This is a genomic window from Sorangium sp. So ce834, assembly GCF_051521425.1.
GTDB classification, from domain to species: Bacteria; Myxococcota_A; Polyangia; order Polyangiales; family Polyangiaceae; genus Sorangium; species Sorangium cellulosum_D.
The window spans coordinates 11,241,260-11,266,855 of record NZ_CP150351.1 but is presented as its reverse complement, the minus strand read 5'-3'; the positions used below and the strand labels follow the sequence as shown (position 1 = coordinate 11,266,855).

General features: G+C 73.8%; 16 protein-coding genes. 10 read left to right on the top strand and 6 right to left on the bottom strand.

The window, feature by feature from the left end:
- The first annotated feature begins 82 nt into the window (after positions 1 to 82).
- From WMF20_RS41435 to WMF20_RS41405, 7 genes are all read left to right on the top strand, one after another.
- A complete protein-coding gene (locus WMF20_RS41435; protein WP_129579426.1) occupies positions 83 to 1,147 on the top strand; it encodes an AAA family ATPase in 1,065 nt (354 codons plus the stop codon).
- Complete coding sequence (locus WMF20_RS41430) at positions 1,144 to 3,279, top strand: hypothetical protein (protein WP_437607201.1); 2,136 nt, start codon at positions 1,144 to 1,146, stop codon at positions 3,277 to 3,279. The genes WMF20_RS41435 and WMF20_RS41430 overlap by 4 nt, the downstream gene beginning before the upstream one ends.
- Positions 3,276 to 4,475 carry an ABC transporter ATP-binding protein gene (locus tag WMF20_RS41425; protein WP_437607200.1) on the top strand — a complete coding sequence of 400 codons (1,200 nt, stop codon included), beginning with the start codon at positions 3,276 to 3,278 and terminating at the stop codon, positions 4,473 to 4,475. The genes WMF20_RS41430 and WMF20_RS41425 overlap by 4 nt, the downstream gene beginning before the upstream one ends.
- Entirely contained in the window at positions 4,472 to 6,223 is a 1,752-nt protein-coding gene (locus WMF20_RS41420; protein ID WP_437607199.1) for an ABC transporter permease, read from the top strand. The genes WMF20_RS41425 and WMF20_RS41420 overlap by 4 nt, the downstream gene beginning before the upstream one ends.
- Positions 6,224 to 6,451: 228 nt before the next feature.
- A complete protein-coding gene (locus WMF20_RS41415; protein ID WP_437607198.1) occupies positions 6,452 to 7,705 on the top strand; it encodes a serine/threonine-protein kinase in 1,254 nt (417 codons plus the stop codon).
- Positions 7,706 to 8,666: 961 nt separating this feature from the next.
- On the top strand, positions 8,667 to 9,869 hold the full coding sequence (locus WMF20_RS41410) for a hypothetical protein (protein WP_437607197.1): 1,203 nt from the start codon (positions 8,667 to 8,669) through the stop codon (positions 9,867 to 9,869).
- 55 nt (positions 9,870 to 9,924) lie between these two features.
- Entirely contained in the window at positions 9,925 to 10,872 is a 948-nt protein-coding gene (locus tag WMF20_RS41405) for a hypothetical protein (RefSeq protein WP_437607196.1), read from the top strand.
- A 23-nt stretch (positions 10,873 to 10,895) separates the two neighbouring features.
- Here WMF20_RS41405 and WMF20_RS41400 read toward each other — a convergent pair whose 3' ends face one another.
- The 5 genes from WMF20_RS41400 to WMF20_RS41380 form a co-directional block, all read right to left on the bottom strand.
- Positions 10,896 to 12,749, bottom strand: a complete 1,854-nt coding sequence (locus WMF20_RS41400; protein ID WP_437607195.1) for a hypothetical protein — start codon at positions 12,747 to 12,749, stop codon at positions 10,896 to 10,898.
- A 181-nt stretch (positions 12,750 to 12,930) separates the two neighbouring features.
- Positions 12,931 to 13,443: a hypothetical protein gene (locus WMF20_RS41395; RefSeq protein WP_437607194.1), complete on the bottom strand. Its 513-nt coding sequence runs from the start codon at positions 13,441 to 13,443 to the stop codon at positions 12,931 to 12,933.
- Positions 13,444 to 13,788: 345 nt separating this feature from the next.
- The gene (locus WMF20_RS41390; protein ID WP_437607193.1) at positions 13,789 to 14,946 is read right to left on the bottom strand and encodes an alcohol dehydrogenase catalytic domain-containing protein; all 1,158 of its coding nucleotides are present in this window, start codon (positions 14,944 to 14,946) and stop codon (positions 13,789 to 13,791) included.
- A 255-nt stretch (positions 14,947 to 15,201) separates the two neighbouring features.
- Positions 15,202 to 16,044 carry a hypothetical protein gene (locus WMF20_RS41385; protein WP_437607192.1) on the bottom strand — a complete coding sequence of 281 codons (843 nt, stop codon included), beginning with the start codon at positions 16,042 to 16,044 and terminating at the stop codon, positions 15,202 to 15,204.
- Between the two features lie 413 nt (positions 16,045 to 16,457).
- Entirely contained in the window at positions 16,458 to 20,471 is a 4,014-nt protein-coding gene (locus WMF20_RS41380) for a protein kinase domain-containing protein (protein WP_437607191.1), read from the bottom strand.
- Between the two features lie 227 nt (positions 20,472 to 20,698).
- On the opposite strand from WMF20_RS41380, the gene WMF20_RS41375 reads away from it, so the two are divergent.
- Positions 20,699 to 22,126, top strand: coding sequence for a serine/threonine-protein kinase (locus WMF20_RS41375; protein ID WP_437607190.1), 1,428 nt, complete (start codon positions 20,699 to 20,701; stop codon positions 22,124 to 22,126).
- 119 nt (positions 22,127 to 22,245) lie between these two features.
- Here WMF20_RS41375 and WMF20_RS41370 read toward each other — a convergent pair whose 3' ends face one another.
- Positions 22,246 to 22,986, bottom strand: coding sequence for a hypothetical protein (locus WMF20_RS41370; RefSeq protein ID WP_437607189.1), 741 nt, complete (start codon positions 22,984 to 22,986; stop codon positions 22,246 to 22,248).
- A gap of 839 nt (positions 22,987 to 23,825) precedes the next feature.
- On the opposite strand from WMF20_RS41370, the gene WMF20_RS41365 reads away from it, so the two are divergent.
- Entirely contained in the window at positions 23,826 to 24,584 is a 759-nt protein-coding gene (locus tag WMF20_RS41365; RefSeq protein WP_408022450.1) for a DNA methyltransferase, read from the top strand.
- Positions 24,585 to 24,629: 45 nt separating this feature from the next.
- Positions 24,630 to 25,589: a gluconeogenesis factor YvcK family protein gene (locus tag WMF20_RS41360; protein ID WP_437607188.1), complete on the top strand. Its 960-nt coding sequence runs from the start codon at positions 24,630 to 24,632 to the stop codon at positions 25,587 to 25,589.
- Positions 25,590 to 25,596: the final 7 nt, after the last annotated feature.

The window sequence follows — 25,596 nt, the reverse complement described above, 5'->3', positions numbered from 1 at the left end:
GCGCGGCGGCGCGGCGGCGCGCTGCGGCGCCGATCGACGCCCGGCGCGCGGCCGGCTATGGTCGTGCCCCGAGGGCGACCGGATGGCGGCGGAATCAGGCGCAGGTATTGACGGAGCAGAGGGATCGGCCCCTGCCTCCTTCGAGGCGAGGCTCGAGCTCGCGCAGCAGACGAGCGCGCGGCTGCGCGAGGCGATCGGGCAGGCCGTCGTCGGCCAGGGCGACGTCATCGAGCAGACGCTCTGGGGGATCATCGCGGGAGGGCACGTCCTCTTGGAAGGGGCGCCCGGGCTGGGCAAGACGCTCCTCGTCAGGACCATCGCCAGCTGCCTCGATCTCAGGTTCTCCCGCATCCAGTTCACCCCGGATCTCATGCCGAGCGACGTGATCGGGACGAACGTGCTCGTCACGGCGGAAGGCGGCTCGCGCCACTTCGCGCTGCACAAGGGGCCGATCTTCGGGCAGGTGATCCTGGCCGACGAGATCAACCGCGCGACGCCGAAGACGCAGAGCGCGCTGCTCGAGGCGATGCAGGAGCACGCGTGCACCATCGCGGGCGCGCGGCACGCGATGGAGGAGCCGTTCTTCGTGCTCGCCACCGAGAACCCGATCGAGATGGAGGGCACGTACCCGCTGCCGGAGGCGCAGCTCGATCGGTTCCTGCTCAAGGTGCTCGTGCCGAGCCCGACGGAGGACGAGCTGACCGAGATCCTCGCCCGGACCACGGGCCACGACCGCGGCCCGCCGCCGCGGGTGCTCACCCGAGACGACGTGCTCTCGCTGCGCTCGCTCTGCCGCGACGTCGCGGTCGCCGAGCCCGTGATGCGGTACGCGTCGCGGCTGACGCGGGCGAGCGATCCGGCCGCCGAGGGGGCGCCCGAGATCGTGCGGAGGGCGCTCCGGTTCGGCGCCGGCGTGCGCGGCGCGCAGTCGCTCGTGCTGGCCGCGAAGGCGGTGGCGCTGCTCCAGGGCAGGGCGCACGTCGCCTTCGCCGACGTGCAGCGGGTGGCGAAGCCGGTGCTCCGCCACCGCATGATCCGGTCCTTCGAGGGCGAGGCGGAGGGGATCACGACGGATCAGGTGATCGCCGCGCTCCTCGCCGCGGTCGAGCCGCGGCCCGAGCCCGTGGCCCAGGCGATCCGGCGATGAGGCGCGGCGACGAGGCGCGGGAGCCGGCGCTCCGGATCGCGACGCCGAGGGGCGCGAAAGGCGCGGCCGGCGCGGCGTGGCTCGCGGCGCTCCTCGCCGCGGGGCCTGCGTCCGGGCAGGCGCCGCCCGCGTTGGCCTCGCCGGAGCTCGTCGTGGACGCGGCGCCGGTGTTCGGGACGAGCGGCGCGATCCCCTGGGGGTGGAACCAGGTCGTCGTCCGCATCCAGAACCGCGGCGGCAAGGCGGCGCGGGGCGCGGTCGAGGTCGAGTCGAAGCGCTACTCCGAGCAGCGCGTCTTCGTCGCGTCGGCGCCGTACACCGTCGGGGCGGGCGAGTCGGTCAACGTGCGCGTGCCCGTGCAGGTGGCGCCCTTCGGCGACGTGCAGGTGCGCGCGCTCGACGAGGGCGGCGCGACGGTGTCCTCGCACGCGCTCTCGTCGACCTCGCAGCGCGCGGTGGTGCTCTTCGACGTCAGCGAGACGTCGCTCCTCCGCGCGGGCCTGCACGAGGCGCCGGTCGCGCCGCTGTACACGCCGACCGGCCGCGGGCCCGGGTCGTCGCCGGCCGCGGTCCTGTGGGTCGGGCAGCCGCGCTACGACGGCGCGACGGGCGATCCGCTGCTGCCCGATCGGGCGGCCCTGTACAGCGCGGCGGACGCGGTGCTGATGCGCGGCGACACGCTCTCGATGTTGAACGGCGCCGAGCTCGACGCGCTCGCCGGCTACGTGCTCTCCGGCGGCACGCTGGCGCTGTCGATCGGGCGCCCCGAGGCGCTGCGGCACCCGACGCTCGCGGCGCTCGTGGGCGGCGAGGTCTCGAGGGCGGGCGTCGCGCCGCCCACCCTCGAGGAGATCGTGCCGCCCGGCGCGCCCAGCGGCTTCGGCAAGCAGGGCAACGTGCTCCTGCCCGCGCCGAGCGCGAGCCCCGAGGTGGCCGAGGCGCTCGCCGGCTGGTCGGGCGGGAACCTGCGGCCGAGCCCGTATGGCAGCTCGGCGTTCTACGGCCTCGGCGAGGTGCACCTGCTCGCGTTCGACCCGACGCAGAGGCCCGCGGCCGGCGACCCGTGGGTGAAGATCCGGATGGCCGATCTCGCGCGCCGCGCCCACGACCGCCGCTCCACGGTCGCGTTCCGCCCGGGCGAGGAGGCGATGGGCCTCGAGCTGGATCCGGTGCGGCGCGAGCTCGATCCGAACGAGAGCGCGCGCTGGGCGATCGGGGTCTCGGCGCTCTTGCTCTGCATCTACGCGGTGCTCGCCGGCCCGATCAACTTCTCGCGCGCCGCGCGGCAGGGGCGGCCGCTCCGCGCGCTCCGTCACCTGCCCGTGTACGCGGCGGTGACGTTCGCGGCGATCGTCGGCGTCGGCCTGCTCGCGAAGGGCGTGCGCGGCAGGGCGCGGCACCTCACGCTGATCGAGGCCGGCGCCGGCATGGCGAAGGGGGCGGTGCGCCGGTTCCGGGGCTTCTTCGTCGCCAGCGCGGAGGAGCTCACCGTCCGCACGACCGACGCGAGCAGCGTCATCAGCACGGCGGTGCTCGCCGAGCTCTCGGAGCGGCGCGACCGGCTCCTCGTCGATCGCGACGGGGCCCGGCTGACGAAGGTCGCCGCGCTCCCGTGGCAGACGGTGGTCGTGCGCGAGGACGGCGTCGCGCCGCTCGGGGACGGCATCGCGATCGTCGCCGAGCCGAGCGGCGACGTGGTCGTGAGCAACCGGAGCGGCCGCGATCTCCGGGGCGGCGTCCTGTGGCTGCCGGAGGGCGCGGCCCGCTACTTCGCCCGCGTCCGTGACGGGGAGAAGGTCTCGTCGCGCGCGGGGGTCGATCTCGCGGCGCGGGCCGAGGCGCAGGGCTGGCTCTCGCACGTGGGCTTCGGCCGGCGGGTCGGCGGCATCGACATCCACGACCTCGGCGGGAGCCTGCTGGTCCCCCTGCTCGAGCCCGACGCGCCGGGGCTCGGCGCCGCGTGGCTCGCGATCGAGGAGGCGGCCGGCGACGCGGTCGACTGGTTCCCGGCGGGCGTGCCCGTCCTGCTCGGGCAGCTCGACGGCGGCGAGGGGCGCGCGGTCGACTCCGGGCTGCGGATCGAGAGCGACCGCGTGCTCGTGCGGATCGTCGGCTACGGAGGTCGGCCGTGAGCGCCGCGTCCGGCGGCGCCCCGCCCCCCGCGGCGCGGATCGAGCGGCCTGCGCCGACGATCCGCGTCCGCCACCTCTCGCACCGCTTCGGCGCGCTCGACGTGCTCCGGGACGTGACCTTCGACGTCGGCCCCGGCGAGATCTTCGGCTTCATCGGTCCGAACGGCGCGGGCAAGACGACGACGATCCGGGTCATGGCGACCTTGCTCGAGCCGATGGCGGGGCGGGTCGAGATCGACGGGGTCGACGTCACGATCGACCCGGCGGCGGTCCGCCGCAGCATCGGCTACATGCCGGATCACGCGGGCGTCTACGACCGGATCACGGTGCGCGAGTACCTCGAGTTCTTCGCGGACGCGTTCCGCGTGCCGTCGCTCGACGTGGTCGACGCGGTCCTGGAGCTGACCGACCTCGGCAAGATCCAGGACCGAATCGTGGCCACGATGTCGAAGGGCATGAAGCAGCGCCTCCAGCTCGGGAGGATCCTGCTGCACGATCCCAAGGTCCTCATCCTGGACGAGCCGGCGAGCGATCTCGATCCGCGCGCGCGCATCGAGATCCGCGACCTCTTGCTCGAGCTCCGCAGCCTGGGGAAGACGATCTTCCTCTCCTCGCACATCCTCACGGAGCTCTCCGACGTGTGCACGTCGATCGGCATCCTCGAGAAGGGCCGCCTCGTCGTCGCCGGGCCGATCGGCGAGATCGCGGCGCGGCTCGAGGCGCTGCGCGCCGCGCAGGCCCACGGGCACGCGCCGCCGCGCCACGCCGCCGCGCCGGGCGCGCACCCGGCCGAGGCGGGCCACGCGGCCGCGCACGGGCCCGGGGCGCCCGGGGATCCGGCCGCCGTCGGTCCTCAGCAGGCCGAAGGTGCGTACGGCCCGCACCCGCCCCACGCCGCGGGGCCGGGGCAGCCGGCGGCCTACCCGGGGCTGTCGCCGCTCTCCCGGCGCAAGGTCAAGGTGCGGGTCCTCGGAGATCCCGAGGCCGCGGCCTACCTGCTCCGGGGCGGCCCCGGGATCGCCGACATCGAGATCGTCGCGGGCGCCGTGCACGTCGGCTACGTGGGCAACGACGTGAAGATCGCCGAGATCGTGCAGCACCTCGTGCGGAGCGGGATCGGCGTGATCGGGGTCGAGCCGGAGCGCAACGAGCTCGAGCGGATCTTCCTCGAGGTCACGCAAGGAGAGGTGCAGTGAGCGCGCAGACTGGCTCATCGCCGCCCGCCGGCCCGTCGTCGCAGCGGCTCGTCGATCGGGCGCGCCACCGCGTGGCCCGCCTCCTCGGCGAGCCGAACCCGATCTGGATCCGCGAGCTCAAGCAGGCCGCGCGGCTCGCCCGCACGCCGATCATCCTCCTCGTGCTCGCCGTGCTGATGACGCTGCTCGTGGCGTCGATCGGCGGCATGGTGTCGAGGGACATCGCGCCCGCGAAGGCGGGCGTGATCCTGTTCCAGGTCTTCTTCTCGCTCGCGTACTTCGTGGTGGCGCTGGTCGGGCCGGCGGTCGCCGCGAACAGCATCGCGTCGGAGCGCGAGGGCCGCACCTGGGAGGCGGTGCTCCTGACGGGCATCCCGCCCGGCGAGATCGCGCGCGGCAAGTTCCTCGCCGCCTACACGGCGATCTCGATGTACGTGGCCATGCTCGCGCCGGTCGGGGCGCTGCCGTTCCTGTTCGGCGGGATCACCGCGATGGAGGTGGTGATCGCCTTCCTGTTCCTCTTCCTGATCGCGCTGCTCAGCGTCGCCTTCGGCCTCGCGATCAGCTCGAAGATGGCGAGCCTCCGCACGGCGATCCTCGTCACGCTGCTGCTCGCGTTCCCCCTGTCGATCTGCCTGTTCATGGCGGGGGGCACGGGTCTCTCGTACGCGGCCCACCTCGCCTGGCCGGAGGTGCCCGAGGGCCCGCCCATCTGGCTCCCGGTCGCCTACCAGCGCGTCCCGCTCGGCGTCGATTACGCGCTCTTCCTGGTCCTCCTGCCGATCGCGGCGGTCGTCGTCCCCGCGTGGTTCCTCTACCAGGTGACCGTCGCGAACCTCACGAGCGAGAGCGACGATCGCTCCTCCGGCCTGAAGACGTGGTTCGCGGTCTGCACGCCGGTGGTCGCCGCCGCCGCGGTGGTGCCGGCGTTCTCGGTGGACCCGCCCGAGCGCCTGGCCGCGATCCTCGCGGGCCTGTGCGCGACGCTCTCGTACCTGACCTTCTGCGTGTTCCTCTTCGCCGGCGATCCGGTCGGCCCGTCGCGCCGCGTCGAGGTGCACTGGGCCAGGAGCCGCGCCGGCCGGCTGCGTCGCTTCTTCGGCCCCGGCGTGGCCCGCGCGGCGTACCTCCTGCTCGCGGCCGGCGTCCCCGCCGTCGTCGCGCTCTGGGCGGTCGGCCACCAGCTGCTCCTCGACGCATCCGTCGGCACGCCGGAGAGCCAGACGCGGCAGCTCCAGTACTTCGCCGTCTACGCGCTCGCCTTCTATGTGTTCCTGGTCGGGCTCGGCGCCTTTCTCCGCGCGCGGATCGCCGCGCCGATGGTGGCGCGGGTGCTGCTGCTGACGCTCCTCTTCTCGATCGCGGTCGGCCCGTGGATCGTCGCCGCCATCGCCGGCCTCGTCACGGAGTTCAGCACCAGCGAGAGCGCCCTCCTCGTCGCGGCCCCCTCGCCGTTCTACGCCTTCGTGATGCTCTCCAAGGCCGCGCAGGGCGATCCGGGGCCCGTCGTGGTCGCCGGGCACGCGGCGGCCGCCGCCTGGGTCGCCGTGGGGCTCGGCCTGCTCGCCGCGGCGCGCGCGCGCTGCGCCGCCCTCATCGCGCAGCGGGACGCGGCGCTCGCCGTGACGGACGCGCTCCTCGCCCAGGAAGACGAGGCCGCGCGCGCGGCCGAGCAGGCGGCTCCGGCGCAGGCTGCCGCGCCGGAGCGCGCCGAGCCAGGGGGGAGCGCCGCGGGCACCCTCGCATGAGCGCATCGCCGCGGGCGCGCTGAAATCGTACGTGTGCGCGTTGTCGTGTGGAAATTTGGATCGTCTCGAGGGAATGCTTCATGATGCGCCTGCGCGCGGATCTGTCGAAATCTTGAGCGCTCCGGGACGGCGTGTGAAAAGGGCGTGCGCGCTCGAGGTCCGGGAGCGAGAGGGGATCTGGATCCTCGCGTCGCGTGGCGACGGCGGTGCGACCTCGACCCGCGGGGGATGGCCTTGCCTTCGCACGACGACTGCCGGTGCTCGGCGTCCGAGCTGAGCGATACGCTGTTGTACGGAACACCGTACCGGCCGGTGCGTCGGCTCGGGCGAGGCGGGATGGGGGAGGTGATCGAGGCCGCGCACGTGGGCCTCGACAAGCCCGTGGTGGTGAAGCTCCTGCACCGCGATTTGAACCGCGAGCCGCGGCTCGTGGAGCGGATGCGCGTCGAGGCGCAGTCGCTGGCGCGGCTCGCCCATCCCAACCTGGTGATGGTCACCGATTTCGGGCGGACGGCCGAGGGGCGGACGTTCCTCGTGATGGAGCGGCTCTACGGCCGGACGATGCGCGAGGAGCTCGCGGCGCGGGGCGCGCTGCCGCCGCTGGAGGCGGTCGACCTGGTGACGCAGACGCTGGCCGGCCTCGCCGCGGCGCACGGCGCGGGCATCGTCCACCGCGACGTGAAGCTCGAGAACCTGTTCGTGTGCGACGCGGACGTGCAGGGGCGTCGCGTGGTGAAGGTGCTGGATTTCGGCATCGCCAAGGTGGTCGCTCCGCGGGGCGACAGCCGCGCGCCGGCGCCGTCGCTCTACCAGACGGAGGAGGGGGTGCTCGTCGGCACGCCGCGCTATCTCTCGCCCGAGCAGGCGTGCGGGCTCGCCGTCGACGCCCGCACCGACGTGTATGCGGCCGGCGTGGTGCTCTACACGCTGCTCGCCGGCCGCGGCCCGTTCGAGCACGTGAGGCGCGTCCCCGATCTCGTGCGCGCCCACGCCAGCGAGGTGCCCGCGCCGCCGTCCTGCCACGCGCCGCGGCCGGTGCCGCCGGAGCTCGACCGCGCCGTCATGAGGGCGCTCGAGAAGCGCCCGGAGCTGCGCTTCCCGGATGCCGCGGCGTTCGCGGACGAGCTGTCGCGCATCGCCGCGGCGCTCTCGGGGGGAGGGGCGGGGCCGGCGCCGGCCTTGCCGACGGGGGCGTGCTGGGAGAGCACGGCGCCGCTGACGGTGCCGCCGGTCCGCGCGCTGGTCGCACCGACGTTGAGCGCGACGGTGGAGGCGTTCGGCCTCACGGCGCCCGGCGGGGCGGCGCAGCCTGCCTCGGGACGTGCGCTGCCGCGCGGTCCGGAGGCGCGGAGGGGCGGGGCGAGGCGCGCGCGACGGCGCCCGGCGCGCGCGGAGTCCAGCGTGGCGGCCATGGTGATGCTGGTGGTGAGCGTGGTGCTGTTCGGCTTCGCCGTGGCGCTGCTGGTGAGCGTCGTGGGCTGACGGGCGGCCGCGACGCCATCGCCGCGGTCGCGAGGAACCTCACCCGGGGCGACGAAACCGGTACCATGCGGGGGTGGGATGGATGGGCAGCGCTGGCGCCGGCGGGAGGCTCAACCTGGGTGGGGGTCAGCCTGGGTCGGGGCAGCTCAACCTGGGTCGGGGGCAGCTCAACCTGGGTCGGGGGCAGCTCAACCTGGGTCGGGGCAGCTCAACCTGGGTCGGGGGCAGCTCAACCTGGGTCGGGGGCAGCTCAACCTGGGTCGGGGGCAGCTCAACCTGGGTCGGGGGCAGCTCAACCTGGGTCGGGGCAGCTCAGCCTGGGTCGGGAGCCGCTCAGCCTGGGTCGGGAGCCGCTCAGCTCAACCCGGGTGGGGTGCCAGGTGCAGGGTGGATGCAATAAATCGAGGCTGCGGCATCACAACAGACACGACAGCGTAGCCATGGACGTCTCCCTCAAATTCCAGGAAGGCAGCAGAAGGATGGCCAGCGTCAACTTCGCGCTCGGTCGGCCCGCAGGGCCGCGCCTCGCCCGAGGCCATGTTCCGGGGCATCGATGCGCGCGGCCATCGAGCGCCTCCGTCACGCCCGCGACGGCAGCGGCTTCCGATCCAGGTGCATCCCTGGACGCCGTCGTTGTATCGCTGCGGAGGGGTCGTGATGCTTGGGCGCGTGGTGGCGACGGCTGGGTGGGGTATCTTCGGGGCTATGCCGTGGCCCTGCCCCCGAGCGAGCTCCGAGGTGTCGCGCACCGGCCAGCGCACGTTCGACGCTGGCCCGCGGCGCACCCGCGCTGGCCGGAGCGCTGCCGCGGCGCCCGCCGCACCGTCGGCAGAGCAGCGGTCGAGGCCGCTCGCCTCGGGAGCACGCCCATGACAACGCGGAGCCTTGGACCGGGTGCTCGATGCGCTGCTGCCCACGCGGGGCAGCAGCGCGCCTTACGCACGTGGCGAGAGGGGCAGGCATGACCAACAGGAACGCGAACAAGAGCTCGCCAGGGCAGCCGGCGGGGCAAGGCGCTGCGGGCGACGCCGCGCCGCAGCCGCAGCCGCAGCAGCCGCCGCGCGGGTACGAGGCGCCGAGCTTCGCACCGCAGGAGCACCCTTCGCTGGCGCAGCAGCGGGCGCTTTCCCAGGATCCGCGCCGCAGGCCCGACGAGGCCGCGCCCGCCGCCGCCGCGCCGCCTGCCGAGCGAATGATGCAGTGGGGCGAGCCCAGGCCGCGGCGCCGGCAGGATCGCGAGGCGGGGCCCAGCGACAAGCAGGTGTACGTTCCCCCGGTCACCCTGCCCCCGAACCGGGAGCACCAGGCGATGGACCTGCAGAAAATCCAGGTCGCGCCGTCGCTGCTGAAGGGCGTCGACGAACGGAACCGCCCGACGATGCGCCGGATCCCCGTGCACGGCATGCCGGGCCCTCCGCAGGCGATCCCCGAGGGGCCAGGCAGCGCGCGCACCGGCGTGCGCACGGCCCGCGTCGGCGTGGGCAGCGGCGTCTGGCCGCCGCCCGAAGAGCCGACCCGCAAGCAGCGGCTGGTTCCTGCGCCCGCTCCCCAGCCCGCCGGCGCCGCTCCTCGAGCGGGCCTGCCCCAGGACGCCGCGCGCCCCGACGCCGCCGTGGCCGCCGCTGCCTCCGCCGCAGCGCTCGCGGCGCGCCGCCGCGTGGCCCCGCTGGGCCTGTTCGCGCTGCTCGTGTTTCTGGGCAGCGCGACCGTCGCGGGCTTCTGGGTGCTGTGGCGCGCCGCCAACCCTCCGGCCACTCCAGACGCCCCGGTCACCGCCGACGGCCGCGCCCCGGCCCCCGAGCCCGGCCCCGCGGCGCCCACGCCGAGCGCGATGCCCGAGCCGGCGCCGACGCCGCCTCCGGTGGCGACCGGTGAGCCGCCGCCTCCCGTGCCGGAGCCGGCCCCTGCCGCATCGGACGCGCCGCCGACGCCGCCTGCGGCGGAGCCGAGCGCGCCGTCCGCGCCTTCCGGAGCGGTGGCCGCCCGCCCGTCCACGCCGCGCCCTGCGGCGCAGGCGAAGCGTCCGCCCAGGCCTGCCGTGCCGGAAGATGTCTACGAATCGTCGTCCGTGAGCCCTCCGCTCCCCCCACCGCTGCCGTCCGTGACCTCTGCGTTGCCCACGACGCCCCCGGGGACGACCGCGCCCCCGCGCCCCTTCCCCTGAGGCGTCGTCCTCTCCGGAGTGCAATCCCCCGGCAGTCACCATGCGAAAGCCATTCTTGAAATACGCGCCTCTGTTCCTCCTGTGCTCCATGGTCGTCCTGGCGCCGGGCGTCGCGACCGCGACCGGCAAAGCTCGGCTCGTGCCCACCTCTCCGAGCGACGCGCCGGCTGCGACGTCGAGCGCGGGCGAGCGCGCCGCGCAGCTCTACCGGGAGGGGAACAGGTTCTATGACGAGGCGCGGTTCGTCGAGGCCGAGGCGCGCTATCAGGCGGCGTGGGACCTCCAGCAGAGCTTCGACGTCGCCGGCAATCTCGGGAACGTCGAGCTGGAGGTGAACCAGCACCGCGAGGCGGCCGAGCACCTCCTGTACGCGCTCAACACGTTTCCTCTCGGCGAGAAGGAAGAGAAGAAGCGCTTTTTGGAGCAGCGGCTCGCCGAGGCCAAGGCGCACGTCGGCACGCTCCGCATCCGCGTGAACGTCGACGATGCCGAGGTGCTCATCGACGGCAAGCTCATCGGACACTCGCCCCTCGAGGCCCAGGTGTTCGTCGATCCCGGCAAGCGCACCATCGAGGCGCGCCGCTCCGGCGCCCGGACATCGACCTCGCTGCTCGTGGCCAGGGGCTCGGACCAGAGCATCGCATTGAGCCTCGACGCCGGCTCGAACCTCCCGCTGGTGGTCGCGGGCGGAGCGGTCGGGCTGCTCGGGGTCGCTTCGGGCGTGACCTTCGCGATCCTCTCCACCGCGAAGGGCAAGTCCGCCGCGGCGGAGCCGTCCCCGAGCCAGCGGCGCAGCGACCTGCGCGACAGCCAGACCACGCTCGCCAACATCTCCTTCTGGAGCTTCATCGGCGGCGGCGTGGTGCTCGCCGGGACCGCCGTGTACGCGCTCAGCACGTCGAGCCGCACGCTGCCGGCCCCGCGGACCGGGCTCACCCGCATCCACGCCGTGCCCCTCGTGACCGCCGACGCGAAGGGCTTGCTGGTCGGCGCGAGCTTCTGAGCCCACCGCCACCCACGCCGGGCTCACCGGGGTTGGAAGTAGCGCCCGACCTGCTCGCGGTACTCTTCCGGGACGTCGCTGCGCTCGACGCCGCCGATCTCCTGGGGGCCCACGACGCCGAGCGCGCCCTCGCCTTGCACGTTGGCGGTGTCTCCGGCGCGCCCAGCGGTCCGGCCGATCACGATCCCTGGCATCGGCCTGCCCGGATTCATCCGCGCGTCGGCGCGTGAGCGCAGCTCGCCCCCCGCGATCGCGCCGGTCTGCCCCTCGTGGCTGCCCGGCCCGCCTCCCTGCGAGCGGCCTGGCTGCCCGGGCCCTCGCCCTTGCTCGCCTGCGCCGCCCGCTCGCGAGCCCTGGCCGCGCTCTCCGCCGCCGGGACCCGCGTTGCCCGACCCACCGGCGATCGGCGCCGGAACCGGCGTCCCCCCGAGCTGCCCCTCGGCCTCGCCCGCCCCGCGCTGCGCGTCGTCGAGCGCGCGCTGGCGCTCCGATTCCTCGCTGCTCGGGCCTCCCTCCTGGGCCATCCGGCGCAGCTGCTCCTCGAGCTGCCGCTGGCCCTCGGGCGTCGCCAGCTGCCGCGCGAGCTCGCGCAGCTGCTCCTCCGACGCGGCCTCCCCGGGCGCGCCCTCGGGCGACCGCGCCACCTGCCGCTTGAGGCGCTCGGCGAGCTGCCGGCGCTCCTCGGGGCTCAGCTTCTCGAGCGCCTTCTCGAGGCTGTCGGCGAGCCGCCGCGCGTCCTTGCCGCTCCCGGTCCGACCGAGCTCGCCGAGCGCCTCGCGCCCCTCGTCGCCGAGCGCCTCGCCGAGCGCCTCCGCGAGCTCCCTCAGCTTGTCGGCCTCCTGGCCGCGCCGATCCAGGAGCTCGCGCTGCTCCTCGAGCGCCCTCGCCACGCCGGGGGCGCCGGCCCGCTTCGCGGCCTCGGCGGCCTCCTCGAGCGCCTTTCTGGCCCGCTCGCGATCGGTCTTCTCGACCCGGTTCGCGAGCCGCTCCATCTCCTCGTCGAACGCCACGAGGTCGCGGTCGCCGAGCGCCTTCGCCGCCCGCTTCAGCTGCGGGTCCTCCCCGAGCTTGCCGAGCGCCGACTCCATCCCGTGGCGCTGCTCGCCCTCGCCGAGCGACAGCCGCTCGGCCGTGATCGCGTCGCGGAGCCTGCCGAGGTCGGCCTGCGCTTCGCGGCGCTCGACGCCGCTCCTCAACTTTTCGCGGAGCCGCTTCGCGTCGTCCGCGAGCCGCTTCAATCGATCGCGCTGCGCGGCGTCCCGAGCGTCGACCTCCGCCAGCTGGATCACCCGTTCCAGTCCGGCGAGCTCGGCCATGCGCACCTGCTCGGCCCCGGGCGGGGGCGCCGCGCTGGCGGGGGCAGGCGGCAGCGGAAGCCAGCTGAGATAGCCGATGGCCGCCGCCGCGAGGGGCGCTCCGGCGTGCCAGGGGCGCCACAGCGGCGCGCGGACCTCCTGGGCGGTCGCCCGGTCGAGGGCCGCCGCGGCGTGCGAGAACACCACGTCGCGGGCCAGAGGCGCGCCGGCGCGGGGCGCGCCGTCGACCGCGCGCTCGGCCGCCGCGAGCTCCACGGCCGTGGAGACCGACTCGGACGCGCCGAGCTTGCCGTCGAGGAACAGCGCGACGTCCGGATCCGACCACCGCCGCCGCCGCGCCGCCGCTGCGCCGGCCGCCGCGCCGAGCAGGCCGCCGCCCGCCATCCAGGGGCGCAGCGCGCCGTGCCGCGCCTGCCAGGCGGCCGCTGCGCCCGCCGCGCCGAGCATCAGCCCCGCGGCGGCCCCGGTGAGGATCAGCTCCAGCGCGAGCCGCCGCCGGACGCGGCGAGACCAGCGAGCGAACGCGGCGCTGAACCGTCGCCGGGGGGACGCATCCACCATGGTTCGATGTTTACCCGTGGGCAGACGCGCGGGCCAGCGCTGCCTCGGGCGCACCGAACGCCGCGGCGCGCCCGCCGTGCCCCGCCGCGAGCGCCTCGCGCGCCCTCGGCGACGATCCGCGAGCGGGTCGCCCGGCGCCGCAGGGGGCGCTCTCCTCAGAGCGCACCGCGGGCGCGCCCGCTCACGGGACGAAGCACCATTTCAAGTGGAATGACGCGCGCTCGAGGCGCGCCTGGGTACCGTCCTGGGCACCGTCGAACAGGCGCAAATCGCACCCGGCGAAAGCGAACGTGCATTCATGCGATCCCTGCTGTGACGTCCTGAGCGTGGCCGGACACGCGCCGTCAAAAAGCTCATCGTCGACGTACATTCGCATGCTCACGACAGCGGCGTCGCCGTCCTGGCGCTCGCTCCCGAGCAGATGGAGATCGAGGTAGTAGAAGCCCTTCCTGCTCTTCGAGCGATCCACCAGCTCCAGATTGGTCTCGCCATTGACGATGGAGCAGTCAACGTCCCAGCTGTCATCGAATCTGGGGACAGGCAGCTTGCCGTCATCGCCCGTGTCGAGCACCAGCTCCTCCCCGTTCAGGTTCATGATCGCCTTGCCGTACGCTTCAGGAATTTCCGGGCTAGCAGAGCACCCGAACGGCGCGAGCGATAGCACGAGGCCTTGGGCGAGGAGGGATCGGTGCATGGGAGCTCTCCAGCGGCACGGAGGGCGAGAGTATCGCACGAGTTCGACAGCCATGGACGCGCGCAGTGTGGTCGATCCATGCGCCGTGGCGGATGTCAACCGGAAACGGAGGGCTCCGCGAGACGACCTTGTTGGGCCTGATCCACGCTGCGTGAGGGCCGGGGGCCCGACCCACGCTGTCCAAGGCTCGCGCCAGCGGGGCCGGCAGCGGCAGGCGGAAGGACCGCCATTGCGGGTTCGATTGCGCGCGATAAGGCGACGAGAATATGTCAATCGTCTGCGCCTGCGCGCATGATCTCGCGCCTGGACCTCCGCCTCATTGCCGCGCCTCGGTCGGCCGGGCGTTCAGGCCTTCAGCACGACCTTCACGCAGCCGTCTTTCTTCCCATTGAAGAGATCGTATCCACGCGCGGCCTCGGCGAGCGGAAGTCGGTGCGTGATGACGTCGTCCGCGCGCAGCTTGCCCTCCCTGATCCACCCGAGGAGCTTGTCCACGTGCTTGTGGACCGGAGCCTGGCCGAAGCGCACGGTCACCCCTTTGTCGAAGAGCTGCCCGAGCGGGAAGTTGTCGTACGGCATGCCATACACGCCGACCACGCTGACGACCCCGCCCCGGCGGACCGCGCTCACCGCCAGCTTGAAGGCGACGAACGAGCCGATCTGCCCGTGAACCATGTTGGAGATCTTCTCGAGCGGCGTCCGGTGCGCCTCCATGCCGACGGCGTCGATGCAGACGTCGGCGCCGCGGCCGCCGGTCGCCGCTCGGATGAACTCCGGCGCGACCCCCGAATCCACGTTGACCGTCTCGGCCGAGGCGATCTCGCGCGCTTTTTCCAGCCTGTACTCCTCCCGGTCGACCCCGATCACGCGCGCGGCGCCGCGGAGCCAGGCGCACTTCATGGCCATGATGCCCACCGGCCCGCAGCCGATGACCGCCACCGTCTCCCCGCCCTGCATCCCGGCCCAGTCGACGGCGGTGTAGCCGGTCGGGAGGATGTCCGTCAGAAACAACACCTGCTCGTCCGCCAGGTCGTCATCGACCTTGCGCGGCCCCACGTCGGCGAACGGCACGCGGACCCTCTCGGCCTGCCCGCCTGCATATCCACCATACAGGTCGGTGTACCCGAAGAGCCCGCCCCCCTTCGAGCTGATGACGTTCCCCTCGGGCCCGTAATGCCCCGGATTCGAGCGCTCGCAGTGCCCAGGCAGGTCCCTCTCGCAGAAGAAGCAGCTCCCGCAGGCGATGGCGAAGGGCACGAGCACGCGATCGCCCGGGCGGAGCCTCTTCACCTCGCTCCCCACCTCTTCGACGATCCCCATGAATTCGTGCCCGAGGACGAGCGGCTTCGCCTGCGGGATCAGCCCATTGAAGATATGCAGATCCGAGCCGCAGATGGCCGTGCTCGTCACCCGCACGATCGCGTCGGTCGCCCGCAACAGGACCGGCGCGTCGACGGTGTCCACGCTGACATGCTTTGGGCTGTGAAACACAAGAGCCTTCATTCGCCCTCCTCGCCTTCGTGCCGTGGGACCGGGGCGAAATATCTGCAACCTGTATGCCCCTCTGCCGCGTCCGGCGACGCGCGCGCCGAGGGTGCGCCGGCAGCAGGGCGTCAAAGCGCACAGCGGGGACGAACGAAGGCCAGTATACGGGCGGGCTCTGCGATGGCGTGGCGCGGAACCCCCGGAGACGGAGCGGGCGCGGCGCCGCGCTGCCTCGCGGATGCCGCGGCGGCGCGGCGTGGCAGGCAGGCGCGCTCAGGGGAACAGCGGCGTGCAGAGCGGATAGAACGCCGAGAAGTCAGGCCGCTGCAGAAACACCGTGACGACCTCGTCGTAACGGGTCTTCATGGACTTGCCCCCGGGGGTGCTCGTCGCGGCCTCGCAGCCCTCGTAGCCCTCGAGGGAGGCGTTCTTGCACACGCTGTCCTTCGCGTCCGCCAGGTCGCGGCACGGGCCCAGGAACTTGAGGCTGCAGTCGTCCTTCGACGCGCACGTCCGCTCCGGCGCGAAGTTGGTCTCGTGGCCTGCGCACGAGAGCTGGAGCAAGGCGCCGCCGCAAGCGTACATCCGCGAGCCGATGTCGCCGAGCTCGTCGCGCTTGCCGAGCGGCTGGAACACGTTGCCGAAGAAGGAGATCTCCTCCTGCTGATAGTCCCGCCGCTCCGCGCTGTCCGTGGCCAGCGCCGGGTTGCGGCCGCGCAGCGAGATCGCGACCTCGACGCCGTACCCGTTCACGTGCGCGAGCAGGCACGCCGTGATCCAGCGCTGGGACTTCTCGGGGAGCGGGGCGCGCAGCCAGTCGGGCGCGAGGCCGATCCGCCCCTCGAACTTGTACATCGTCCCGTCCGCCTCGCCCGCGAGCGACTTCCCCGCGGGGAGCGCGCAGGCGATGGTGTAGCGGAGGAGCTCACGGCCGTCCGCGTCGCGCAGCAAGTCCGTGGTGGCCACCGTGCGGCCGTCCGCCGTGAGGCGGTTCATCGAGAGGCTGTTCATCGAGAGGCGGTTCATCGAGAGGCGATTCATCGACAGCCGGTTCGTCGATACCACCTCTTCTTCCGACGTGCCCACCGCCTCCTCCGAGCCCGGATCGGCGCTCATGACACAGCCGAACAACGCAAGGCAGGGAATCGCGACGACCGTCCGTAGCGCGGTAAGTGTCATGGGGTGCCTCTCTCTTCGAGTGCGGTGGGGTTTGCTGAAAATCGCTGCAATCGTCGGGCCATGCCTGACCGCTCCCGCCCGCGTCGCACCGACGTGGAACGCCGCACGGTCGAGCTCCGCATCGCACCCCGGTCGACGTCCGCGGTAGCCCCTACATCGTCGTCATGCCCGCTACTGAGGCGAAATGCATCAGCAAGAGGGCCCGCCGCCCCCGCGCCCCTCGCATTGCGCGCTTTCAGCCCGGATTCTCGCCCCCGGACGCGCGCCCGAAACGCCGGCGCCGCGACACCCTCTCGCCACGCTGAGGCGATTTGCATCGGGGTTCGGCGCTCACCCGGGCGCAGCTTTCGTCACTCCCCGCGCGCGAGCGCGCCGGGGGGCGCATCGCCCTCGGACGGCTCGGCAGGCGCGGGCAGCAGCGCCGCCACCGCCTCGAAGCGGGGCTGCCACATGCGGCAGCCGGCGAGCACGGGCCGCGCGCGCGCGAGCGCCGCCGACGCCTCGCGGTGACGCCCGGCGGAGGCGGCCACGCGCGCGCGGAAATAGAGCACCTCGAGCAGCTCCTCCACCGGCAGGGCGCGCTCCGCGAAATCGGTGAGCGCCTCCCAGCTGTCCCCCGGCTCCTCCGCGCCCGCGGGGAGCTCGAGCCCCTCGGCCGCGAGCACCAGCTTCAGCGTCCGGAACAGCGCGAACAGCGCGGGCGCCGAGGCGTCGGGGCTGCACCGCTCGGCGACCCACGCGACGAGGCGCGCCGCCTCCACGAAATCGCCGCGCGCCGCCTGGATGCGGGCGATGAGCAGCGCGTCGTCCGGGGCGTCGCGCTCGCCGAAGCGCTCGTCGAGCACGCGCGAGCGGCGCGCCAGCGCGAGCGCCTCGTCCTCGCGCCCGCACCAGTGCAAGAGCTCGGCGAGGTTGTGCGTCGCGACGTGCTCGGGCCCGGGATTGCCGATCTCGCGCGCGAGCTCCACCGCGCGGCTCAGATCCTGGAGCCCACGCTCGGGCGCGCTCAGCGCAGCCCACAGGTAGGCGCGGTTGGCGTACGCCGAGCAGAGGTGCAGCTGATCCTTCCGCTCCTTGGAGAGCGCGATCACCTCGCAGAAGCGCGCCTCCGCGTCGGCGAGCCGGCCCGCGATCACGAGCGCCATCGACAGGAGCAGCAGCGAGATGACCCGCGTCTCCTGGTCGCCCTCGGCCGCGGCCCCGGCCGACGCGCGGCCGAGGAGCTCGATCGCCTCCGCCACCCGCTGCTGCCGCCAGCACGAGCGGCCGAGCGCCATCCGCAGGCGGTTGTCGAGCCGAACGTCCCCGAGGCGCTCGACGATCGCGCGCGCCTCGGACGCGCGCCGCGCCGACGCCGCGTAGTCGGTCGCGTGATCCAGCGCCGTCGCCTCCTCGAGCAGGAGCTCCGCGGTGAGCCGGTCGTCGCCGAGCTCCCGCGCGAGCTCGCGCGCGAGCGCGAGATCCGCGAGCGCCTCGGGGATCCGGTGCAGGCAGTACCGCGCCTTGCCGCGGCCGGCGAGCGCGCGCGCGCGCCCCCGCGCGTCGTCCTCGGGGAGGAGCGCGAGCGCGGCCGTGTAGCGCTGGTCGGCCTCGACGTCGCCGTGGGTCGCCGCCGCCCGGTCGCCGAGCGCGAGGTGGGCCGACGCCGCCGTCGCGCGCTCGCCGCACGCGGCCGCGTGCCGCGAGAGGTGCCCGAGCCCCCGCAGGTCCGGGGCGCGGGGGTCCACGCGCGCCCGCCAGAACGCGAACGCGTGCGCGTGGATCGTCTGGCGCTGGAGCGGCGCGAGCGCGTCGTAGACCGCGTCGCGGAACGTCGCGCTCTCGAACGCGTAGATCCCCCGCTCGCCGCGCGCGAGCAGGCCCAGCGCGGCGAGCGCGCCCAGGCCGACCCCGGCGTCCATGGGCGTGCTCGCCCCGCCCGCCTGCTCGATCGCGTCCTGGATCGCCTCGACCTCCTCCCGGGTGAAGTCGGGCCCGAGCGCGGAGCAGAGCCGCACGCAGGCCGCGAGCTCGGGCGAGAGCGCGTCGAGCCGGCGCGCGGCCAGCCACTGCCACACGGGCAGCGGCGGGAGCTGATCGAGCGCGGCGGTCGCCACGTAGAAGGCCCCGGTCGGGCGCCGCTGGACCGCGCCGGTGCGCTTCAGCGCCCGGACGAGCTCGGTCAGGGTGGACGGGTTGTACCCGGACCAGCTCGCGAGCTGCCGGAGCGCGGCCTCGGGCGGGTACTCCGCGGGCAGGAGGAGCTCGGCCGCGAGCCGCATCGCGTCCTGCTCCGAGAGCCGCCCGAGCGCCGCGCGATCGTGCCGCTCGGCGCGCGCGCCCCAGCTCCGCCGCATGTCCTCGAACCTCGGGTGCGCCGCGACGAGCACCCAGAGCGGGCAGCCCGGCGCGTCGAGCGTCGCGAGCTCGAGCGCGTCGAGCGCCGCGTCGTCGGCCCAGTGCGCGTCGTCGAGCAGGACCGCGACCGGCGCCTCGCGCGCGCGGCGGCGGAGCCCCTCGGCGATCGCGCGCATCGTGCTCTGCCGCAGCGACCACGGCGACGCGTCGGCGGCGTCCGGCGGCGCCCACCCGAGCGCCGCGGCCACCGCCGTCCACGCCTCCTCGGCGAGCGCCTCGCCGAGCCGCTCCGCGCAGCGCGCCCGCACCTCCTCGGGCGGAGCGGCGGCGTCCACGTCGAGCACGCGGGCGAGGAGCTGGCCGGACACGCGCTCGCCCGCGAGCGGCTGGGCCGCGCGCAGGGCGATGAGCCGCGCCCCCTCCTGCATGCGCCGGACGAGCGCGGCCGCCTCGTCGAGCAGGCGCGATTTGCCGAGGCCGCCCTCGCCGATGAGGGTGAACAGGCCCGGGCACCCGCCGGACAGGCTCGCCTCCATGCTCACCGCGAGCGCGCCGACGATGTCGTCGCGGCCGACGAGCGGCGCGGCGCTCGCGGAGCCCGGCGGGGGGTGCGAGCGCTGGGCGAGCCGGTAGAACGCCGCGGAGGGCGCGGGCGAGAGCGCGGCGTCGCGCGAGACCCCGCGGAGCTCGCCCTCCGGCAGGGCGCGCACGAGGTCCGCGGTGAGCACGACGCCGCTCCAGTCGCCCCGCGGCATCCAGGCGTCGGGCTGCTCGACCGGCGCGCCGTAGACCGCGGGCGGCCCCTGCTCCTTGCGGCGCACGATCAGCCCGGCGATGTGCACGGCCGCGCGCCCGGCGCGCCGCTCCTCGACCTCGCGGGCGACCGCGATCGCGGCGCTCACCGGATCGTCGGCGTCGAGGCCCGAGAACACGCACACGAGCCGGCCCCCGCGCTGCCTCGCCACGAACCCCTTGCGCGCCGCGACGGCGCTCATCACGAAGGCGGCCGCGCCCCTGGCCTCGACCACGAGCACGACCGCGGGCTGGCGGCCCTCGGTGAGCAGCGCGCCGCGCGCGGGCTGCGCGTTCGGCGCGGGCTGCGCGCCGCCCGGGCACGCCTGCTCGAGCGCGCGCCGCAGCGCGGCGACGTCGGGCGGGCGGCGCTCGGGCTCCTTCGCGAGGCAGGCGAGGACGAGCCGCTCCAGCGCGTCGGGCACGGCGGCGAACTCGTGGGGGCGGTGCGGGCGGAGCGCGAGGTGCCCGTGCTCGATCTCGCCCCGATCGCCGGTGAACGGGGTCCGCAGCGTCAGGAGCTCGTAGAGGATCACGCCGAACGCGTAGATGTCCGTGCGCTCGTCCTGGATCGGGTCGCCGCGGATCTGCTCCGGGGCCATGTACTCCGGGGTGCCGATGACCGTGCCGCGGGGCGTGAGACCCTCGTCCTCCGGCGCGCGCGCGTGCTTCGTCAGGCCGAAATCGAGGAGCGCGAGGCGCTGCCCCCCCTCGGCCAGGAGCAGGTTCTCCGGCTTCAGATCGCGGTGGATCACGCCCTTCGCGTGCGCCGCCGCGAGCGACTCGAGGATGGCCGCGCCGAGCGCCACGACGGCTTCGGCGCCCGGCGGGCCCTCGAGCTCGGCGAGCACGTCGGCGAGCGTCCTGCCGCGGATGAGCTCCATCGCGATGAACGGCCGCCCGTCGCGCAGCGCGCCGTGCGCGACCACCCGGGGCACGTGCGGCGGGCCCACCTGCTCGAGCGCCTCCGCGTCGCGGCGGAATCGCTCCACCATCATCGGGCTCGCCCACCGCCCGACCTTGAGCGCGACGGGCTCGCCGCCCTCGTCCCGCGCCGCCTCCCACACCGTCGCGAAGCCGCCCGCGCCGATGCGCCCGAGCGGCGTCACCCCCGGCAGCGATGGGGCGGGCTCCTGCGCCGCGTCGAGGGGGTCGCCCGGCGGCGGGAGCCAGGCGTCGCGCGGGCAGGGCTTCGTGCCGGAAATGCGGCGATGGCAGACCTGACAGCGCGGCAAGCTGCCTCCTTGGGCAAGAGCTTAGCCGGTTCGACGGCCCGGACGAAGGCATCCTCCGCACTGGCCATCTCAATGGAACGGGGTGTGCTTCTTCCGCGAGGGTGTGGCAAGAGACCGTTCGCTCGGTGGACCCGACCCAGGACGAAGCGGCGCAGAGGGCCGTGTCGGATGGGCGGGACGCGCTCGACACGGCGTGCGGCGGCGGCGCGGGTGAGGCGGTTTTGTGCATGGACACTTGCGCAGCGCCCGCGTCGTCGGGTCGCCCGCAGACGCTCCCCGCGGGCAGCCGGGTGGGCGACTACCTCGTCGAGCAGAGCATCGCTCACGGCAGCTTCGGCGTCGTCTACCGCGCCGTGCACGCGGAGAGCGGCGCGCGCGCGGCGGTCAAGGTGCTCCACCCGGAGCTCGTGTTCACCCGAGAGGCGGTCGTGCGATTCGAGCGCGAGATCCAGGCGATCCGGCGGATCGACCATCCCAACGTCATACGCATCCTCGATTGCGGCGAGATCCCCGGGGGCCGGCCGTTCTTCGCGATGGAGCTCCTCCGCGGGGTCGATCTCCAGTCGTACATCATCTCGCGCGGCAGGCTCTCGCCGGAGGAGGCGCTCGACATCCTGGAGCCGGTCTGCGAGGCGCTGTCGGCGGTCCACAGGAGCGCGATCGTGCACCGGGATCTCAAGGCCTCGAACGTGTTCATCGTCGACGAGGGCGGCCCTGCGCGCGTAATCCTCCTCGACTTCGGCGTCGCCAAGGTCCTCGACGACGCGGGGCCGGGCATCACGGCGCCGACGCACCTGCTCGGCACGCCGGCGTGCATGGCGCCCGAGCAGATCCGGGGGCAGGCGGCGGACCCGAGGACGGACGTCTACGCCCTCGGCGCGCTCGCCTATTACATGCTGACAGGCAAGCTCCCGTTCCTCGACTCGATGCTCGCGACGCTCCTGCACATGCACCTCTGGGTGCTCCCGCCGAGCCCGAGCCGCGAGGCGCCCGTGAGCCCCGAGCTCGACGGCGTGGTGCTCCGCGCGATGGCCAAGGACGCCGCCGCGCGGCACCAGACGGCGGCGGAGTTCATCGAGGAGCTCCGCGCGGCCGTGGCCGCGGCGCGCAAGAGCGTCGCGCCGCGGTCGGGGAGCCCGGAGGAGCGAAGGGTGGGCGCGATCCACGTCGAGGTGCGCGCGGCGTGCGGCGCCGCGGACGAGCCCGACGACGCGCTGCTCGCCGACATGGATGAGGTGCTGCCGCGCGCGTCGCGCTTCCTCGCGGCGCGGGGCTTCGGCGCGGCGATGGAGACGGGCAATACGCTGCTGTTCTTCAAGGAGCTCGCCGCCCCGGCGCCGTCGGACCGGGCGTCGCGGCGGGAGATCGTCGAGGCCGCGCTGCTGCTCGAGCGCGAGCTCTCCGAGCGCGGGGGGCGCGACGCGCGGGTGCACGTGAACCTCTGCCTGCACGCGGGTCGGGCGCTGATGCGCGCGTCGGAGGTCGTCGGCGGAGAGGTCATGGATGTCGAGGCGTGGGCGCCGGAGGCCGAGCTGCCCGGCGTGCTCGCGACGGCGGAGATGCTCGACGGCCTCGATGTCGACGCCGAGCCGCTCGAGCGCGCGCCGGAGCTCCTGCGGGTTGCGCGCCTCTCGGCGGCGCCGCGGTCGCGCTAGCTCCGCCCACCGGAGCTCCTGGCGAGGCGCGGGGTCGGGCGGCGCGGCGGCGGCCCGCTCGGCGCGGGAGGCGCGGGAGGCGAGAGCGCGCCGCTATTGCGGCACGGGGAGCGCGGCGCTCAGTCCGTGAGCCTCCCGATCACGATATCGCGCATCTGCTTCGAGTAGTACGTCGAGCCAGCTTGCGGGCTCCAGGTGTATCCCACGATCGCGCCGGTGCTGTTGCTCGCATAGAGGCGCATGTCGCCCCGCCCGACGCCCGGGTGCCAGGAGCCGTCCGACTGGCGCCGGGTGTCCGTCATCCCGTGGCCCGTGGTGCTCGCGTCGAGGACGGTGAGCTCGTACTGGGTCGTGCCGGCGAGGATCGGATAGGTGGCCGAGCGCGGCACCGCGGCGCCCGCCGCGAGGGCGACGTGCCCCGAGGCCGTGGTCCCCGGCGGATACTCGATCGCGATGATGTCGCCCGCCTGGATCTGGTCCACCGTCAGGATCTCGTCGAAGCCGTCCCCCTCGACGATCCTGTCGTGATAGAGGACGGCGTTGGGGCTCGTGCTGCCGAACCACGCGGAGATGTCGTAGGTCGACAGGCCATAGGCCCGCTTGAGGACGTGGGTGACGAACGAGGCGCACAGGCTGCGGCTCCGGTACTCGGTCGCCCCCTCGACGCCGGCCCAGTGAACATAGCTCGTGCCGCTGCCGTATTCGTTGTTCTCCGGGGCGATGTGCGCGACGAGGGTGTCGGCCCAGTAGAAATGGCTGGGCGCCTCGATCGACTGGCCCGCTGCCGGGAGCGGCGCGAGCAGGCTCAATCCCGCCAGGGCGACGGCTGGAAGCGCGCGAACGACGGATCGTGAGCTCATGCACTTCATTGCACTCATGGTTTCCTCCCGTGTGGAATCGATGGTTCCGCGTGGGGTGATCTCACCCGGTGCCGGCGGCTCGGCGAGCGTCGCGGCGGAGCTCCGGCAAAGCGAAGTGGGGTACGAAGCTACCCAACATACGCCGGTCGCTCGGCCGCCACAATCGCCGTCTCAGCAGTCGCAGCCGTCGCAGTAACGCCCACGCGCGGCGCTCGGCTCCGCGCGACTCGACGCATCGCTCGTCCACGCGCCACTCGCCACGCGCTACTCGCTACATAGGGTTCCATTCGAACAGCGTTCCCTCCATTTCCACAGCGCGCCTTCTCCGGACGACATCCGTGCACGTCTTCGTAGGGCCGCGCGGCGGCGCCCACCGCGGGCGCGCGGAGCGGCGGTGATGCGGCGATCGCGGCCGGCGGCCCTCGTCGAGCGCCTCTTTCACGAGGGTAGGGGGGACGGCCGCGCGCGCCGGGGCGCGCCGGCGGGTCGCCGGGGCGCGCCGGCCGGCCCGCCGGCGGGGCCGCCGGCGCCTATTTCCGCCGTTTTGTTGACAGATCCGCGCAGTTCGATTGGATGGCCGCGTGCCCCCCGTGAAGCGCGCATCGACCGACCTCCACCCCGTCCTGACGCTCGGCGACTCGCTGGAGCACTATGCCTCCTGGCCGAGGCCCACCGTGATCGTCTCCGACGGCGCGTATGGCGTCTCCGGCTTTCCCGGCGACCCCCCGACGCACGAGGGGCTCGCCGCGTGGTACGCGCCCCACGTCGCCGTCTGGTCGGAGCGCGCCTTGCCGTCGGCCACCCTGTGGTTCTGGGGGACCGAGGTCGGCTGGGCGACCGTGCACCCGCTGCTCGATCAGCACGGCTGGGAGTACCGGAGCTGCCATGTGTGGGACAAGGGGATCGCCCACATCGCCGGCAACGCGAACACCCGGACGCTGCGCAAGTTCCCGGTCGTGAGCGAGGTGTGCGTGCAGTACGTGCGCAAGGTCCTGCTGGAGAGCGGCGGCGCGCGGCTGCCCCTCAAGGCCTGGCTGCGGCACGAATGGGAGCGCTCGGGCCTCCCGCTGCGCCAGACGAACGAGGCGTGCGGCGTGAAGAACGCCGCCACGAGGAAGTATTTCACGCGCTGCCATCGCTGGTATTACCCACCCGCCTCGGCGTTCGAGCGGATCGTCGCGTTCGCGAACGCGCACGGCCGCCCCGAGGGGCGGCCCTACTTCTCGGTCGACGGCAAGCGGTCGCTGACGGGCCATGAATGGTCGAGCCTGCGCGCCAAGTTCCATTGCGACGTCGGGGTGACCAACGTCTGGCACGAGCCCGCGGTCCGCGGCGCCGAGCGCTTCAAGGAGGAGACTCGCTCCGTCCACGGCAACCAGAAGCCCCTCAAGCTGCTCGATCGCATCATCCGGGCGTCGTCCGATCCGGGCGATGTCGTCTGGGAGCCGTTCGGCGGGCTCTGCTCGGTCGCGGTGGCGGCGTTCGCTGCGGGGCGGCGCTGCTACAGCGCCGAGATCGCGCCCGCGTACCACGCCGTCGCCTCGAGCCGCCTCGCGAAGTGCATGCCGCAGCCGCGCGTCGAGATCTCGGCGGCGTGACGGCCAGTGTCGGCCCCGCTCGCCCGCGTGGTACCCTGCTCCGCCATGGCGACGCCGAAGATCGTGACGGTGGGAGGAGGAACGGGCCATTACACGCTCCTCACGGGCCTGCGCGACCTGAGCGCCCGCATCACCGCGATCGTGACCATGATGGACTCGGGCGGGAGCTCCGGCAGGCTCCGGGACGAGTACGGCCTCCTGCCCCCGGGCGACTTCACGCGTTGCCTCGTCGCCCTGTCCGAGCACCCGGAGGCGCTGAAGGAGCTGCTCAGCCACCGCTTCCGCTCGGGGAGCCTCGGCGGGCACACCCTGCGCAACCTGATATTCACCGCGGTGCAGGAGATCACCGGCGCGCTCCCCCTCACGGTCGAGCGCCTGCACGAGATCTTCTCCGTCAAGAACCGCGTCCTCCCCGTCACGATGGACCAGGTCGATCTCGTGATGTGCCTCGAGAACGACCGGACCATCCGCGGGGAGGCGTCGATTGACAACCTCTCCGACATGCTCGATGCGCCGGTGCTCTCGGTCTATCTGGACCCGGAGGCCCAGGCCTATCCAGCCGCGCTCGAGGCGATCGCGGACGCGGATCTCATCATCCTCGGGCCGGGCGATCTCTACACGAGCCTCGTGCCGAACCTCCTCGTCAAGGGGGTGCGCGAGGCGATCGCGGCGAGCCGCGCCCGCGCGCTGTTCGTGTGCAACCTCATGACAAAGCCCAACGAGACGCCCGGCTACACGGTCGAGGACTTCGTGGGGACCATCGCGATGTACCTCGGCGAAGCCCGGCTCGACGCGGTGCTGTTCAACGACGTGTGGCCCTCGGCCAGCCTGCCGGAGTACGCCTCCGCCGGCTCCGAGCCGGTCGTGACCTCGCCGGACCGGCGGCTCGCCTCCGATCTCCTCGTCCCCGCCGATCTGCTGTTCGGCGGCAAGCTGATCCGCCACGACCCCCACAAGCTCTCGTCCGCGATCGTGTCGCTCGCCAAAGAGCGCGCGTGGTGGTGAGCTCCGA